Source organism: Sunxiuqinia indica, assembly GCF_009847015.1.
In the GTDB taxonomy this organism is placed as follows: Bacteria; Bacteroidota; Bacteroidia; order Bacteroidales; family Prolixibacteraceae; genus Sunxiuqinia; species Sunxiuqinia indica.
Genome location: NZ_WVEM01000013.1, coordinates 1 through 17542 on the forward strand (window position 1 = coordinate 1; position 17542 = coordinate 17542).

General features: G+C 36.1%; 12 protein-coding genes. 1 reads left to right on the forward strand and 11 read right to left on the reverse strand.

All coding sequences use genetic code 11. The features are described 5' to 3' along the window. Positions 1–994 precede the first annotated feature (994 nt). Positions 995–6322, forward strand: coding sequence for a cadherin domain-containing protein (locus GR929_RS16975; RefSeq protein ID WP_159522001.1), 5328 nt, complete (start codon positions 995–997; stop codon positions 6320–6322). A 161-nt stretch (positions 6323–6483) separates the two neighbouring features. Here the strand turns inward: GR929_RS16975 and GR929_RS16980 are convergent, their stop codons facing one another. From GR929_RS16980 to GR929_RS17030, 11 genes are all read right to left on the reverse strand, one after another. Continuing rightward, positions 6484–7215 carry a WecB/TagA/CpsF family glycosyltransferase gene (locus GR929_RS16980; protein ID WP_159522003.1) on the reverse strand — a complete coding sequence of 244 codons (732 nt, stop codon included), beginning with the start codon at positions 7213–7215 and terminating at the stop codon, positions 6484–6486. Between the two features lie 23 nt (positions 7216–7238). Next, on the reverse strand, positions 7239–8345 hold the full coding sequence (locus tag GR929_RS16985) for a glycosyltransferase family 4 protein (RefSeq protein ID WP_159522005.1): 1107 nt from the start codon (positions 8343–8345) through the stop codon (positions 7239–7241). Next, a complete protein-coding gene (locus GR929_RS16990; protein ID WP_159522007.1) occupies positions 8345–9229 on the reverse strand; it encodes a glycosyltransferase in 885 nt (294 codons plus the stop codon). The genes GR929_RS16985 and GR929_RS16990 overlap by 1 nt, the downstream gene beginning before the upstream one ends. Positions 9230–9477: 248 nt before the next feature. Then, entirely contained in the window at positions 9478–10329 is an 852-nt protein-coding gene (locus GR929_RS16995; RefSeq protein ID WP_159522009.1) for a DUF5672 family protein, read from the reverse strand. Beyond that, the gene (locus GR929_RS17000; RefSeq protein ID WP_159522011.1) at positions 10326–11255 is read right to left on the reverse strand and encodes a nucleotide-diphospho-sugar transferase; all 930 of its coding nucleotides are present in this window, start codon (positions 11253–11255) and stop codon (positions 10326–10328) included. The genes GR929_RS16995 and GR929_RS17000 overlap by 4 nt, the downstream gene beginning before the upstream one ends. A gap of 166 nt (positions 11256–11421) precedes the next feature. Beyond that, positions 11422–12627 (reverse strand): glycosyltransferase family 4 protein, encoded by a 1206-nt coding sequence (locus GR929_RS17005; RefSeq protein WP_159522012.1) that lies wholly within the window; start codon positions 12625–12627, stop codon positions 11422–11424. A 44-nt stretch (positions 12628–12671) separates the two neighbouring features. Then, positions 12672–13550: a hypothetical protein gene (locus GR929_RS17010; protein ID WP_159522013.1), complete on the reverse strand. Its 879-nt coding sequence runs from the start codon at positions 13548–13550 to the stop codon at positions 12672–12674. Beyond that, complete coding sequence (locus GR929_RS17015) at positions 13529–14371, reverse strand: glycosyltransferase family 2 protein (protein WP_159522014.1); 843 nt, start codon at positions 14369–14371, stop codon at positions 13529–13531. Before GR929_RS17015 ends, GR929_RS17010 begins: the two co-directional genes overlap by 22 nt. Positions 14372–14384: 13 nt before the next feature. Then, on the reverse strand, positions 14385–15674 hold the full coding sequence (locus GR929_RS17020) for a hypothetical protein (RefSeq protein ID WP_159522015.1): 1290 nt from the start codon (positions 15672–15674) through the stop codon (positions 14385–14387). A 3-nt stretch (positions 15675–15677) separates the two neighbouring features. Next, positions 15678–16244 (reverse strand): acyltransferase, encoded by a 567-nt coding sequence (locus GR929_RS21940; protein ID WP_235934433.1) that lies wholly within the window; start codon positions 16242–16244, stop codon positions 15678–15680. A 38-nt stretch (positions 16245–16282) separates the two neighbouring features. Then, positions 16283–17536, reverse strand: coding sequence for a glycosyltransferase family 4 protein (locus tag GR929_RS17030; RefSeq protein ID WP_235934436.1), 1254 nt, complete (start codon positions 17534–17536; stop codon positions 16283–16285). Between the last annotated feature and the right edge of the window lie 6 nt (positions 17537–17542).

The following is a 17542-nucleotide window of genomic DNA, read 5'->3' on the forward strand; positions in this document are numbered from 1 at the left end:
AACTTCAAAGGATTACTTCGGAAAATCAAAGAAGAAGTTCTTTGGCTTAAAATTTTACTGGAAATAATCATTAGACAAAAACAATTATTTCCAGTAAATATTAGTTCATAAGGATTAACTACTTATTTTATTTTTTTTCACATCTTTACCAGCATAGATTTGTGCATTTGAGAGAGTGTGTGTATTATAACTGCTGAACAATAATAACCATAAACCCATTACTAGTTTTAAAATCAGGAGCTTAATTTAGTCTTGGTGGTGCTCTTATGTTTTTTGATTATTAATTCATTTTAACACATATAAGCATTGAATAGCAGCCTTCCAAAGCTTATTTAGTTTCATTATAAATTACTAGTATTCTTTGAATTAACTATGAGATTTCCAAAATAATTCTCATTATTGTAATGACAAATTTGAGCGTGTTTTTATTATCGTGAAGAGGACTTTGTGCGTGAGGGAAATAATAACAACATAAATCAAATTGAACATTGAAAAATTATAGTCAATTTTCTAGCGAAATAGTTTTAGGAATATCTAAGCCTAAAAGGTATAGCGTTGCGTTTTTGAGAAACCCATATAGCCTGTACCTTAGATTTAACAACAAACAGAAAACTATTTTTAAACGGTCAGGTAATTCTATCGGCCGTACTTATAACAAAATTCATAATTCTCTAAAATTCTCAAATGAATTCCATTTGAAGATATTGGGAATCTATCTTATTTTTATGAAAGTATGCACAATTAGATCCTTCAGAATTCCTGAGGATCTTTATAGTGCTTTTCAATCCCCCCTCCACAACATATCAACAGCCACGGAGATCGGGATCAATTCCCTAGCTAACAAAACTTTTATTGACATTGCTGTCGAAGAATCCGATCGAAAATCAATTTATTTTTCAAGTGATAAATCTGGAAGCATGATTTATAGCACTCATCTAGTACCAAATTTTGCCAAGTCATATAACTAGAGTTTAAATAATAAATACGAAGAGAGATGATTAATACGAGAGAGATTTTATTTATTATGATGTTGTTGCCTATAAGTCTATTTGGGCAAACAACTTACTACATTAGTAGCAGTACTGGAAACGATTCAAATGCGGGCACAAGCACTAGCGAGGCCTGGAGTACATTAAACAAAGTAAACGCACAACATTTTAGTCCCGGAGATCAGATTCTCTTTAAGAGAGGGGATTCATGGGAGGGTACCCTAAAGCCTAACTCTTCAGGGACAAAAGGAAGTCCTATTAAGTACGGAGCTTATGGAGCCGGAGAGAAACCCAAACTTTATGGATCTAAACTTGTAACCAACTGGAGTTTACACAAAGGAAACATATATAAAGCACAGATCCAGGAGACGGTATCTCAAGTTTTTGTCAATAACAACCGAATGCAAGCAGCTCGACTCCCGAATACAGGTTATATATATCCAACAACAGCTGTATCGGACCAAACAACAATACAATGTGATAACTTAGATTCAGGGATTGATTATAGTGGGGCAAATATAATTGCAAGATCGTACCGATGGAGGTACTGGGGGAGCACTGTTGCTTCCTCATCTGGAACAACTTTAAAGTTAGATGCGGGTATTAATGGAAATATTTCAACTAGTGAAGGATTTATCTTAACAAAAAAACTTGACTTTCTAGACCAAGCAGGAGAGTGGTTTTATGATTCAGAAACTAATACATTGTATGTATGGACACCTAATGGAGATTCACCTTCAAATCATATAATTAGAGCATCAGTATCTGACTATAGCATTTATAATTACGGTAACGATTATATCTCGTTTGAGAACATTCAATTTCTCCATGCAGGCACAACAGGAGGATATTTTGAAAGTACAACAGGAATCCGTGTTGAAAATTGTGATGTTAAAGGCGTGGGTAGATATGCAGTCAGAGGTAAAAAAGGCACTGCCATTACAATTAATAACTGTGTCATTAAAGACTCCAGCAGCGATGCTATTTTACTATCAACACCAAATTCTACGATTAGCAATAATACAATTCAGAATATAGGACGTTTTTCTAATATTGGTGCTAATTGTCCAGGAACTTCCACTGCAATCGTAACCACGGGTGATAATATCACTTTCTCATACAATTTGATTGATAATATTGCCTACAATGGCATTATGTTTTCTGGACAAAACAATTTGATTTCAAACAATGTAATTAAAAACATTAATATGAATCTTGATGATGGTGCTGCAATTTATACCTATCAAGCTCAAACAGGAAGCCCAGGGTCTGGCGGTTCAATAATTAAGGAAAATATTGTATTAAATATATACGGCAGCGGAGAAGGACGGCTGAGTGAATATCCTCTCGGATTTGGCATTTATTTAGATAAAAATACCCATGATGTTGTTGTCGAAAAAAATACTGTTGCTCATTGCAGTGGGGCATTCATATTAGGAGAAGGAAATCAGAATAACGTATTTAAAAACAATACTGCCTTTGACTTTGCACTTGGATTATGGGCCGGTAGCTCTACTCTTTCAGCGAATGGAACATTTAATAACAACATTTTGTGTACAACTAGTAGACTTAGTTCGTTCATATGGTGGAAAAACTCTTATCAAAGATTTATCAAACTAGATGGCTTAACAAAACTCACATCTTTTGATAACACCTACGTGTCGCATCATAACTCTGAACATATCTTTGATGCGGACAACCCCTCGTTTTCTACTTTTGAAAATTGGAAAAGGGATACAGGTCAAGATTTAAATTCGAACTGTGATAATACGAAATTGAATACAGGAGAGAAAGAAGAATTATTTTATAATGGGACAAAAAATTCAAAAGTCATATCATTAGGACAGTCGGTTTACAAAGACATCTACAATAATCGCGTTACAGGAAGCATCACTCTTGAACCTTTTACATCAAAGATTCTGATTAAAACAACTGAATCAATTAGCTCCCCATTAAATCAGCCACCTTTAATTGACAATCAAACCTTTGATGTTAGTACGGTTTTAAATGCAAACGACCTGATTGGCAATGTTGCAGCCAGCGATCCTGACGTCGGTCAATTAATTGTTTACCAAATAACCAATGGGAATACTGATAATTTGTTTTCAATTGACCAATCCAGTGGAGCTATTTATGCGACATCAGCTATTTCATTGACAAGCGATAAATCGTATGCTTTAACAATTCAGGTTACAGACAATGGCAATTCTCCATTGTCCGCAGAAGCGACGATAACAATCAACATAAAAAAAACAGCACTACTAGAAGACACTACACCTCCGACAATTGAGGTATTTAGTATTCCTTCTACTTTTCACTCTTTAACAATCCCCATTAGTTCCTTAATTGCTTCCGATAATGATTCAATATCGAGCTATTTAGTTACTGAGTCGTCATCAACGCCCTCACTGGAAAATAGTAATTGGTCATCTTCAATGCCGAATGAGTATACGTTTGCAGAAGAGGGCATTCATAGTCTTTTTGCCTGGGCGGTTGATGTCTCCGGAAATATCTCGAATGCGAAAAGTGCGGATATCATTATTTCATTGCCTGATTTATCACCTGCTTCATCAGAATATCATTTTGAAGAGGTTTCGGGAGCAACCGTTATCGACACAAAAGGGTCAAACGATGGCACTCTTATCAATGAAACAACCAGGGTTGACGGTTACAACGGAGCTGGAATCGAATTGAATGGTGCAGGCTACATTGCTCTTGGCGAATCCTTTAGCAATAATATACAGGAAGAACTCACGTTGAGTGCACGTCTAAAACCCAACCTTAATGCCTCTGGCTATCAAGGGATTATTATGCATGGAGGTCCGAATGTTGATAATTTTGCACTTTACATTTTACCAGATAATAAATCAATTGGATTTAAAACTTCAGGGACAAGCAACGCTTGGGTTTCCATCGAAAATATTAATAAACTGTGGGATGGCAACTGGCATCATCTGGCAGTGACATACAACGGAACAGAAAAAAGAATCTACCTAGACAACCTTCTTCTAACTGCTGTAAGCGCAACAGGAAGAATTGATTCAGGTTCAGGTTATAATCTTTATATTGGTGCAGGGCGTGATGAAATTCAACCTTCATTATTGTACCAGGGACTAATCGATGAAGTTCGAATTAACAATCGAGCTTTGAATAGTTACGAAATTGTGGATTTAGTTAACTTTTCGAATCCGAATGAGATAGATCTCAACGCGACCCCTTCAATTTTAGATCAGACCTTTGAGGTTGCCGGGAATCTAACTATAAACAATTTAGTAGGGCAGGTTACTGCCTCAGATCCTGACGCAGAACAAAATCTCACCTACCGTATTACTGCAGGAAATGAGAAAGCACTATTTTCAATTGATTCAATCACAGGTGATATTTTCACACAAGAATCTATTTTAACCGAAACTGACCAAAGCCACGTATTAACTATTGAGGTAACCGATAATGGTCAAACCCCGCTATCTGCAGAAGCTTTTATTACACTCAGGTTAATTGGTGTCTTTACTAATCAAAATCCTGTTATATCAGATCAGATATTTGAACTAAAGAACAATGTTACCACCGGAGATTTAATTGGCATAGTTATGGCTTCAGACCCCGATGAAGGACAAACAATTAGTTATTTCATCGAGAGTGGAAACAACGATGGTTTATTTTCTCTTAATTCATCAAGTGGCGAGATTTATCTATCATCAGATATCCCCGAGAATTACACAAACGAAACATTATTTATTGTTAAGGTTGTTGATAATTATTCTGGAGATTCACTTTCGGCACAAGCAACTATTACGATTTCAAACTTAGGAGCTTTTTATGAAAACCAAGGTCCGGAAATTCTGGCACAAACATTTTTGGAAACAGCCCCACTGGCCACTAATAGTCGAATCGGCCAAGTTATTGCAAGTGACCAAAATTTAGATCAAACATTGAGCTTTTCCATTATTCAAGGAAATGAAAATAACGTATTCTCAATCAATGCAAATACTGGTGAAATTTTCACAAACCAATCGTTTGCATCCAATAGTGAATATTACAATTCCATTACTGTTCAAGCAACGGACAACCACCCAAATAACCCATTGGCTTCCAGTGCAACCATTACGATAAAAATATCTGCCAGCTGGGTCAATGAACCCCCGGTTGCCCAAGACTTAGTGATTGATATTTCAAACAATGTCGCTATTAATGATTATATCGGACAGGTAATCGCAACTGACCCAAATCAGGACCAAACGCTCAGTTATACAATCACTCAGGGCAACGATGACAACTTATTTTCAATAAATGAATCGACAGGTGAAATTTTCGCTCTGTCCTCAATATTTACAACTTCGGATATTCAGTACAATTTTGTTGTTGAAATAAAGGATGACGCAGAGATCCCTCTTTCTGCGTTGTCAAACGTTAGTATCAACATTACAGGAATGACTATCAATCACAGCCCCGTAATTGAGGATCAAGCTTTTGAAATCCATAAAAACGATAAAATAGGGAATGTTATTGGCCAGGTTATTGCAAATGATCCGGATTTAGAGCAAACCTTAACTTATGCGATCACGGAAGGAAATGAGCTTGGATACTTCGAAATTAATTCGCAGACCGGAGAGATTATTACCACTTCATCGATGTCGCTGACTGGCGATCAAACCTTTGTTTTAACCGTTGAAGTTACAGATGATGCTTCAATACCATTGTCTGCAGATGCAGCTATTACAGTTAGTGCAATTATCAATGGGAAACTCGTTAAGGGAGAGGTTAATAATAATAATTCAAAACGTATCATACTCTATTATGATACGCAACTGAAAACATCTAATTTAAAGAGTACTGCTCTTATATCCGACTTTAAACTTAGTGATAACAGGAATATTCAGGATGTAAAGATTAATGGTAATATGATCTTTTTGGAAGTCGATGAAGACTACATGCCAGGAGAAGAGGTAACCTTATGCTATACTCCGGGAGCAACTGCGATATACACTGCTACAGGTTATGAAGTTGATTCTTTTGAAAATTTCGTGATTGCCAATAACCTTGAAGAATCAATAACGACTGGTATAGATGTAAATGAAACCATTTTAGATGCTAAGGTTTATCCCAATCCAACAAATGGAATATTAAACATTAAAGCATCCAATTTAATTTCTGATCAATGCCAACTTTCATTATACAGTATGATGGGAAGAATTGTGATCAAGAAAACATTGTTATCTTCATTCGGAAATCTTGAAGAAACCATTAATGTTTCGCATTTAAGTAAAGGAACATATTTATTGGTAATTGAGTCAGATCAGGCAATTCACAAAGATAAAATAGTGGTCATATAAATTAACATACAAACCGTTCCTGATCTAGAAACAGGCTACCTATTTTACAAATAAGTAGCCTGTTTTTTTTTGCCAAACAACAAAAAGATCAAGGCTGGAGATAGAGCAACAACTTTGCTAAATCCAATGCAAAAAATAGGCAATCAGAGATTGAGCAGATATTAAGCCTTAAACATTGCTTTTTGCCGTATGACATCGATAAAAAAAACAGGTGTTGATAACAGATATCTTCGCCACATTCTTTTAGGCTCCTTTAACAACCGTCCCAGCCATTCTAATTTTAAATTAATCATCAGATTGGAAGGCCGTTTGGAAGTACCTGCATAAAAATCGAAAACAGCTCCAATTGAGCAAATAACATCTACATCCAATCGATCCTTATTTTCGCTAACCCACTTTTCCTGTTTAGGAGCGGTCATTCCCACAAACAAAACCTTCGGCCTATGCTCATTTACCTTATTCTGCATGATCAAATTTTCTTCCGGAGAGAATACCGGTTTATATGGAGGCGAGAAACTTGCAACTTTTACATTTGGAAATTCTTTAGCAATTCTCGACTTTATTCCTTGCAGGGTCGCTTCTGTTGATCCTAAAAAGAAACACTCTCCGTTTTGCGACTCCAGGTAGTTGAGCAAAAACAAAAATAGGTCATAGCCTGCTATTTTTTTAATCTTCTTCCCACATAACACTCTTGCCCCAATTACCATACTCACTCCATCTGGCAGCAAAATATCAGAATCGCGCAATGCATTTCTGAACAGCTGATCCTTTTTAGCCACTGTGTACGAATGGCCGTTTAAGGTGTTGATCACAGTCTTTCCATTTAGGGGCATCGTATTGAGTTCTCCATCAAAGACCGAATAGCCTAAAATATTTACTCCTGAGGGCTTCATAGTCATCAAATTTGGGATTACGATCAAACTGCCGGCGACGCGGTTTGAATCATTTCAATTAATCGTCTCTCAAACATATCCAAGGTGAAGTTTTCTTTGTATTTATTATACCCGGCTTCACCCATTTCAGTTCTAAGTTTTGGATTTTTTATTAATATCTCAAGCTTATCAGCTAACTCTGTTGAATCTTCTTTGCGGACCAGAAAGCCCGTTTTGTTGTTCTCAACAACATCAGGAATTCCTCCCTCGTAAGTTGAAATTATTGGCAAACGATATTTCATCGCTTCTAAATTCACCAATCCAAATGTTTCATAAAAGTAAAATGTGGGGAAAGCAAAAATATCAGCCTCAATGAAAGCTCTTTCTTTCTCCTCTCCGTATTTTCTGCCTAAGTAGGCAACATCCTGCTCCAAACCGAAATGTTTTACTTTCGCTTGAAATTGCTCGCGTGAAATATCGCCTTCACCCCCAATAAAATCACATGAAAATGAGATTCCTTTTTGCTTCAATTTTGCACAAGCTTCCAATAAAATAAAAACACCTTTCGATTCAATTAAATTTGAAAAGAAAAGGATCTTGGGCGTTTCATTACTCCTTACTGTTCGGCTTAATTTGCTCGTTTTATCATCGAATGGTATGCCATTCGGACAAATGTGTAAACTCGATTCAGGAACGAAGTTTTCAATATCAGCATACAAATGTTTTGATAATAAAATTACTTCAGCGTTATTAAAAACATATTTATAACAAATGCGATACACCCACTTCTTTTGCCAATAGCTCACTCCCTTATTATGCAAGTGAAACACCCGTTTTACCCGAAACAACTTTAACAGGAACACCAAAAAAACATCTCGGAAAAAAGCAAAACCACACACTGTTATTGCAAAATAACAAACATCCGGCTTTTTAAAGAGTAATTCAAAGATCATCTTAAACCAGATTGCCAAGAACCCAATTACTTTACTAAAACTGGGTCTACCTGTTTCCGCTATCGTTTTTGATGACAACACATTGATATATCGACTCGAAAAGACATCGTTAATACGTATGCTGTCAAAAATATACTTGCCAACCATAGATGAGCCATGCACCGGCGGCGGAAGATGCAAAAGGAACAATACATTCATTATAAATGCTTTAGTCTATTTTTCAATCGATTACCAAATGAAAATTTGTTTCGAAATTCATTTAACAATTGTGTTTGCAAGGTCAAATCCTCTGAAAACACAAAATTTTCCTTAAGCTCAGAATCTAAACTCGTTTCAAATCGCCCAGTATGTTTAGTATGTGTTGCCCTGGGACCAAAACCAACATTTTCTATTTTTGAAGTGGATGGAAAAACGGTTAATAAATTATGGATGAACTGAAAACAAGACCAACGAATCGCCCAGGAATCAATCTTTCCATTTATCTGCTTCCAAAGCATGAAGGGCAAATCAGATCCACCTCGCATAAATTTGATATGCTTGATTGGATTGTATACTATATGACGATAATTATTCGCTTGCCAATCAACCTTCATCCACCGATCCTCCCAAGTAGCCCACCCCCATGAAGAAGGTCTGTGACCGAGGTAAAAATCTTTTTTGTATCGATTTAACGACGGCAAATCCAACGTATAACCAGATATAGAAAAAATTTGTTTGTTACCGGAATAAAAATCCAGTGCCTGGTTCATAAAATTTAGGAAATTGGGTGTCGATACCAGATCATCCTCAACAACAATAACCCTTCCGTATCGCTGAACTATTTTAGTTACCCCATCAATAATTGAATTGGCCAGTCCCCTATTTTCCGGTGACTCAAATATTGTTACCGATTTAAATCCTTTAATTGTTTTCAGATACTTGCGAACCTCAACTACCTTATCGTCCGGACTGCCATCTTTTGCACCATCTGAAAAAACAAATAAATCACTTTCAGAGGCTAAGTAATTCTTAGTCAACGCATCTACTGTTAGCTTGAGTTCAGCCAAACGATTGTATGAGAATAAGCAAATTGGAGCAATCATATTAAAATAAATTTCGTGTACACTTCGCTAGCGATTTCAAAAGCTTTTACGATCAAATATTTACGAACTATAACTGTTCGGATGTTATTCGAAATAATAAGGAAATAAGGATTAGTTTATATCTTTATCAGATAACGAAGCGTTGTTATAAATAGTTTTTAATCGAATGTTATCGATATATCAATTATTAAAATCCGAAATATCGCGTTCGATAGAATGGTCTTGCCTAAAAGAACAGGGGAAAAGGTTTATATTGTATCCTTCCCGGTATAGTATTGCAAATCTTTTTTACACCCTAATGCTTCAATCACTTCGTTCATGAAAGCTTTATCATATTTCCACCAGGCGTGGATCGCCATAGGATAGGTATTATTACACAGTTCATACAAATAACGAGGATTGGTATCAAAAGCAAAATATTTCGACTTCTCAGGTTCACAGACCTTATACCAAGAAAATTTTTGAGGTACAATTATGGACCAATAAACATCTTCATTGATAACTGGTCTAAGCGATTTCAGGCGGTAATTAAAGATGACCCCATCACGAAGCACTCTAAACAATTTCCAGGGCAATGTTCTCTCCATATTCCATAGCGCAAAGATATTCGAATAAGTCATTTTCAAATCCGATAAAACTTTATAGCAAGATGCAGGTTTACGAAGAGAAAAACCACCATTATTTCCATGATCTCTCATCGTTGTTGAAGCTTTCTCATATCCTTCAAATAAAGGGGCTCCAACATTATCATACCCCTGATTACACCAATAATCCAAGTCATCTTTTACCATAAAGACATCTAGTTGACTTATTGCCATATAATCATACTCCAAAAAATGCTTATAAAAGCTCTTGCTCATAAATAAGCGGCTATAATACCGAACACCTCTCTGAAATACCCGGTCAAAAAACAAACGGGAAATATTGTCATGATTCTCGCAAAGACTATCAATATATTCCTCAAGAAATGGGGGACCAATGAGAACAATTTTTCGATCAGAAAAAATTTTTAATATCCTTTGAAATGAAAAGTTTTCTAATTTGGTCATAACATGATGAACCGGCACAACAACACAGATTTTTAGTCCACTAGGTTTCATTTAACTTTATTGATAATTTTCCGAATTCTGTTTCTTATAAATGTCAATAGCCGATCGATGAAATCATGTGTAAAATGGTACAATTCATAATTTCGGTTTGGCAAGATGTATGTTGGCTCATTTTCTATTGAAAACACTTCCGAAGCCCTCAAATTTAGAGCCTTTGTCGCTCCAGCGAAATGTGTTCCATCACATCCAATGTTCTTAATCAAATTTTTAGCGGGAATAATCGTTAAACCCCTATTTAAGTGCATACAAAATGCAAATTGGAAATCCCAAACATGAGTCGCTAAATTCTTTTCTCTATAGAGTCTCGAATAGAAAAAATTCCAAAAATACCCTTCAACTCGAGATAGGTAGACATTTTTATATCCTCCCGACCGATAAAAATCTGGCCAATGATTTTCGAGATGTATATCGAAGTGCTTCCAACATCGTTTCCATGTAGCCCACCCCCATGTAAGAGCATAATTACTAAAGAGATAATCAACCGTGTTGAACTGATTACTTTTGGTATAGTGAGAACGTCCACTAACAATCCATACTTGCTCATTCTTTTCGTATTGAATAAGCATCTTTTCGCAATAATTAAAAAAGGGTAATGAAGGAACACAATCATCTTCAAGAATAATTCCCATTTCCACATGTTCGAAAAACCATGTTATTGCTTCAGAAGGCCCTCGTCCACATCCTACGTTTTCGGTTCTGAAGAATGTTTTTAGATCACAGTCCCAATCAATTTCATCTACAATACTTCTCGCACTCTCGCAAAGCTCCTTTTCATCCGGCTTATCAATCCTTGGGCCGTCGGCTGCAATAAAAAGAAATTTTGGTTTTATCGCCTTGATTTTCTCAAATACACGTCTTGTTGTATCTGGTCTATTAAATAGAATTAATAAAACAGGTATGTTATATGGGGCATTCATCTTACACTCGGTTCTTCATCTCAGCTTAAAAAATCACCTTTCTTATAATAAAAAGCTCATTGCTATTTGCAAAACGTTTTAAGTTAACTCGAACAATTTGACAATATTACGAATAATTATGGCTCGTGCTAGATTTACAACATAATTTAGAATGAAACCAAAATATTTAGTAAAAATTATTGATGACATCCTTAATTTTAATGTCCCAGGTTTGCTTTCGAGAGAACTCAAAAGCTGCTTTACTCATCGATTGATAACGACTCGAATCACTTGCAAGGCTAACAATTGCATCTGCTAATTGCCGGACTACAGTTTCCGGTTCTCCTAGTGGAATTCTTATTCCTGTTTCATCAGTAACAATCTGTCCCTGCCCATGTAAATCAAGAGTTACAATGGGTAAGTTAAAAGCCATCGCCTCCATTAATTGTGCAGGACAAGAGTCTCTTAGTGAAGTAAATAGGAAAAGGTCATGTGATTCATAGTAGCTTCGAACTTCAGACAAAGGAACCATGCCGGTAAAACTCACATTATCGCCCAACCCCAACTCACTGGCTTTCAGCTTAACATCCTCTTTCATCTCGCCATCTCCTACAACTGTTAATGTTATGCCTTTATAAGGCTTTAGTATGCTCATCACTTCCAGAACAAGTAATAAACCTTTTCTAGGCATAAACCGTCCTACCCAAAGTAACTTTAAATGATCTATTGACGGCGATCTTTTTATAAATTTGCTGGGAAAAAAGCTATTAGCTAATGCAGCATCAAGTGTAAAATAAACTTTTTTAGCTCCTCCCTTTCTTACGAATTGTTCAGTGTCTTTATTTGACACTAAAACAGCAGATGCATTCTTTAACATGTTACGACATGCCGGGTTATATTTAAATAAGAATTGACTAACTTTTTCACGCTTTTCTTCCGTTTCCCAATGAGAAAGAAAATAGTCTTTGAATGTTTCCGGAGCTTTCTGCCCTCCTCCTGAGGGACCAAAAATAAACGGAACTTTTAATTTGTATAAAAATGACCCCTGCTGGATACTTCCCCAGGAAACATGGTGTACTCTATGAAAATGAAGCTTCTTATTTAATTTCTTACCTATAAGATAAGCCTTCCATTGCCAAAGCAGATAATACAAATACATCGTTGGCTTCGAAAAAGAATACAACCGTTCCATTCCGAACGGAAAAGAAATGTAATGGAAGGATAAATTGTCAACCATGGGATGTCTTTCAATATCCTCTTTACTTTCTTTACGAGTTAACACATGCACATTAAAACCTTGTTGAACAATTCCTACAGACCAGTTCCACCCATTTGCAGATTCAGAACCTTTATAGGGGTTACACGAGAACGCTGAGAGCAATACATTTTTCATAAAAACTAAAATTAAATCTAAGGGGATGTATCTGAACCAGACTGTTAGCGATTTCGTTTTTCATCGTACAATTTCTTCTTTATCCTCTTTATAACAGCCGAGGTAATAATTAACACGGAATTGAAAAACCCGTCGACTTTTACTGAAAGAGCAAAGGGAGAAGTTACTGTCTTTGATAATTCCCTTAATTCTGATGCAGATAAAGAAAGGATATATTTTAGGTTATGCCTAAGAAAAGGGAATCCGTGATTACTTGTACTAAACTGAATTCGATTAACAAGCTCCTTATTCCTCAAGTTTTCATATTGAGCAATATCAATTGAAGATTTACAAGATTGAAAATAGAAATATTCTGTTTTTTTGTTTAAATAGTTGTCCACCCGATAAAAACTGGATCGAGATTGATCTTTATACTTAAATAGCAACGGATCAACTAAGCTTGTGCTTTTTGAAATAATATACGCTAAATCAAACTGTGGATTAAAGGCATACACCCGCTCTACTTGCAACAAACTTCCATAAATTAAGGCTGCGTACCCCCCTGCAGAACTTCCTATCGCATAAACGCGATATCCCTCAGTCTCATTCGCGATTAGCTCTCTCAATTTTTCGGGAGAATTTATCGTGGCATTTATTCCTTCAATATACCATTGCTTTTGAAGATCCCTGAAAAAGATGTGCTTATAAACATTTGGAATCATAGATCTTTGCCACTCAAACTTATCACGACCTACGATAGAAAAATTAAATGCTTTTTCTGTATTTGGGTAGTACAATTCGTTACTGCTAAAATATATCGCACACAATTTCTTGTCAACACCTATCGATTCATCGTACAATATCTTGTAATTCTGATCATTCTGATAATATTGTTTGACCAAAGGAGAATCTATTTGAAAAATCAGTTCTTTTTTAGCTTCCATAATCGTGGAAATAAAAGTCGTAAATGAATGGTTAAAAAATGTTTGATTGCTAAACCCAGGCTGTAATTTTTTCTTTCGTAATAGAAAAAATAATAAGGATGGCTGTTTCCCAAAGGAGAATAAAGTGCTTTAATTCTTTTCTTTAGCGGGACTTCCGACAAACACCAAATTGGCAAACTATCGTGTTCATCACAAACTCCCAAAAATCCTGGAGTAATATAGTTTTTAAAACCGCTTTTTATGGCTCTGTTTGCATAATCGAAATCTCCAATAGCATGTGGGAATTTAGGATCAAGATTTCCAACTTTCTTATAAACAGAATCGGGAACTAACAATAAGTTACCGTTAAACTTCGTGCATTGTTGAATTACATCACTCGGTTCAAGTAAATTATGGTTTTCATCTATGCCTCCGTAAGTAAGTGTTTTGTTATTGCTAGAGCACATTGATCCACAAATGATAGAATCTGGTTTTTCTTTTGAGCTCTGAAGGATCACCTCCAAGGCTTGCTCATATAAGATAACATCATCATTAAGCCACATGTAATAATCAAAATCTGCTTGGTTTGCAGCAGTCTCCCATGCCAGATGCATTCCCCTGTTCCAAAAAAGATTGCCTGTTCCTTGAATAATATTGATCGATGGGAAAGTGTCTCTCACAGCTTCTGATGTTCCATCAGTAGAACCATCATCCACCAAAAAAACTTCCAGCTTAATCCTAGCTGGCAACGAAGCCCTAAACAAGGATTTTAAACAGGCTATCGTTTTCTCTCTTCGATTAAAACAAGTAAGGAGTACTGCAATATTTTCTTTATGATCCATACATTCTTTTATTTTACGCGGATTTGGAAAGAATGTATTTTCGATAAACCAAATAATACTTTTTACTGAAAATCCCCCAAACCCACAGTTTCACTTCTGAATCGCTCATTTTTCGAAATGAAGATGAGAAGCAGACTCCAATCATCATCCAAATCACCAGGTTGTTCATATTAAACCCATTATAATCTTCCACCCAAGCATAGAACCACCGAAAAGCAATAAAAACTCCTACCATTTTGACATAAATATTATTGGAGCGATTAATTGCCAAAAAAGAGGACTGGTAAAAAACCAGAAAAAAAAGTACTACACCAACTACCCCTGTCCATGTAAAAACATTCAATACTGCCACTTCATTGGCCAAACGCTCCTTTCTTCCGGTAGTTTCTTCAAGAGACTCAAAGAGTTTAGTGTCATTTCCTCTCGCAGGCGATCTCCCAATTAACCAATAATCATTTTTTAATGCCGATACAATAACCTCTTCATACAGACCGGTTCGCGTATCTGCTGTTAAGTCTTCTTCTTCAACCTCTCCTTGCCGGTTAACACTTGTTTCAACATAATCTCCTTCAATATATTGATCCATCTTAAAAATCTCAAAAGTGCCAGTTACAGCTAAAAATAAGAATACAAAAGGAGCGATCAAAAAAGCAGCTCTTACAAACCTCATAATCTTTATCGACATAGGAAATTTTCTTATTGTATAGAAAGCTAGCAACAAGACAATCGGCATACTATACTTGATAGCATGACTTCTCGCTCCCAAATCAATAAAAATAGCAATAAGAGTAACGATCAAAACAAGTGCTTTACCCTTTAAAGGCAAAGCAGGGAAAAATATCATCAAAAAGCTTATTGGAAATAAATACCATCCCCAAGCTCCTGTGGGTAAAAACGGAATGAAAAATACCAAGAGCAGTAAGACATATTTCAAATAAAATGATAGAATATCTTGAACTTTCTCTTTATCAAGTGCAAGATATGCAATAACGGGTATCAATAACGCCATTCCTACATCAGCAAGCCCCTTATAATCCCAATATATTTCTGCAACAAATACACCCCGGATAATACTAAATACATTCCAAAGCAAGTACCATTTCAATGATCTGATTAAAGAAGAATCCTCCAATTGTCTTCGACTGTAGCGCACATCTAAGAAAAACACTAGCAATACCAATGCCTGAACCCCCCACCATATTAAAGTGTTTCCTAGCGGAATAGTAGAATACAATTTTATTGATGTTACAGCAATTGGTAGCATCGTTAGAGGAATCCACCTTGAAAATCTACTTTGATCCATCCGTTATAGCTTTTTTATACAAATCGCAGGATTACCAGCCCAAATTTCGTTGGCAGGAACACTTTTTGAAACAACTGAACAGGCACCAATAATTGAATTTTCCCCTATTTCTACTCCTTTTAATATTGTTGAATGAGCTCCTATAAATGCATTATTTCCAACTTTCACAGGCATGTTCTTTTTTAGTTTTGTATCGGTCTCGGGTTGTTTTCTTGACTCAGCATCCAACGAATGAAAGTCTGTATCATAAATACATACTCCTCCTCCTATCTTGACATAGTCGCCTATCTCAATACGTTGATGTGCAATGATTGCTGTTGAGCTCATTCCTACACGTTTACCAATTATCAACTTCGCCCCTCGGTCAACAAAAAAGATGCAGCGCTGGGGGCGACCAATTGGATTTCCAACGTTACCATTATTCATTTGAAAATCATCACCAATGATGCATGATCCACCCTGGGCAACGCTTACATAGGGAAATCCATTCGTCTTAAACTTTCCGAATTTAACATTATTCCCATAAAAAATTATCCAGGCAATCAACTTATCCAATCTATTTCTAATCAATAGGATAACTTTCCGAATAACCTTATATAATAAAGTAACTATTTTTTGCATATTGCTCTATATATCTCATTAATACGCTCTGTGTTGGAATCTTGAGAGTGTCTATGCAATGCAACTTTTCGTTCATTTTTAGAAATGGAATTTGCAAATTCCTTATCCCTAAAAACACGGCATACGGCACTGGCTAACATCTCTACCTCTTCAAATCGATAAATCAATCCGGTTTCTCCATCATCAATCATATCTGCTACTCCTCCAACATAGGCTGAAACACATGGCACTCCAAGTAATTGGGCTTCACCAACTGAGTTCGGGCTATTTTCAATAGAAGAAGGGCATACAAATACATTGGATTTCAGGTAACGATTACACATTTCTTGCTCTGAGAGTAATCCTGTAAAGATAAATTTATCTTCAACACGACTCAACTTCATTAAAGACTGGATATATTTCGCAAAGCCATTTAACCGCCATTTCTTTTGATTGGAAATAAAATCGTTCCCGGCAACATAAACCTTGACATCCGGATAATGTTCAAGAATATAAGGCAAGGCTTTAATCATTTGTTGAAGTCCCTTGATTGGATAATGAGCTTGACTTAAAAAGATACTATGACTTTCAATTTTCTCTTGATCCCACTCGTGTTTGTAAAATTCGTTTCTAAGCGTTTCATTACAAAAATGATATTTAGCACCAGGATTAATTGCCCATACATGATCTTTATCCCAAGAGGTTCTTCCAATTATATCATTTAATTGGCGAATTAAGCTCTTTTCCAATTTTCCCCTCTGCTGCATCTGTACTCGTTGTTTGAACAAAGAATCATTCCGAATAAAATCTCTCGATGTTATATTTCTTTTTAACTCCCTCTCAGATATTCCTCCCAAGTAGTATCTTTCGTATACACTAACCAAACCTTGAATGGATAAAACGACATTTTCGTTGCCGCACGCATTAACATAAGCTAAACCATGTGGATATTCGCTTCCGTGAATATGGACAACATCTGGAGCTAGCTGGTCTTTTATTTGCTTCCAGTAAGGATGCAGATATGTTGCTTCTTCCATATTATTTCCTTTTTGAGGGATCAGGAAATAGGTTATCCCATCAATCTTGAGCGATTGCAACGACTCGCCTCTATATAAGGAAGCAACCCCTAACTCAATGTTTTGGTTGAAATCGAGTAAAGCTTCAGCTGCAGAATACATCCATCCGCCAACGACAGGAACCGGGAGGTCTAGTTTTTTTGAAACGGCAGGGAAAAGTGTGTTGGTTATCCAAAGGACTTTCATGTAGTT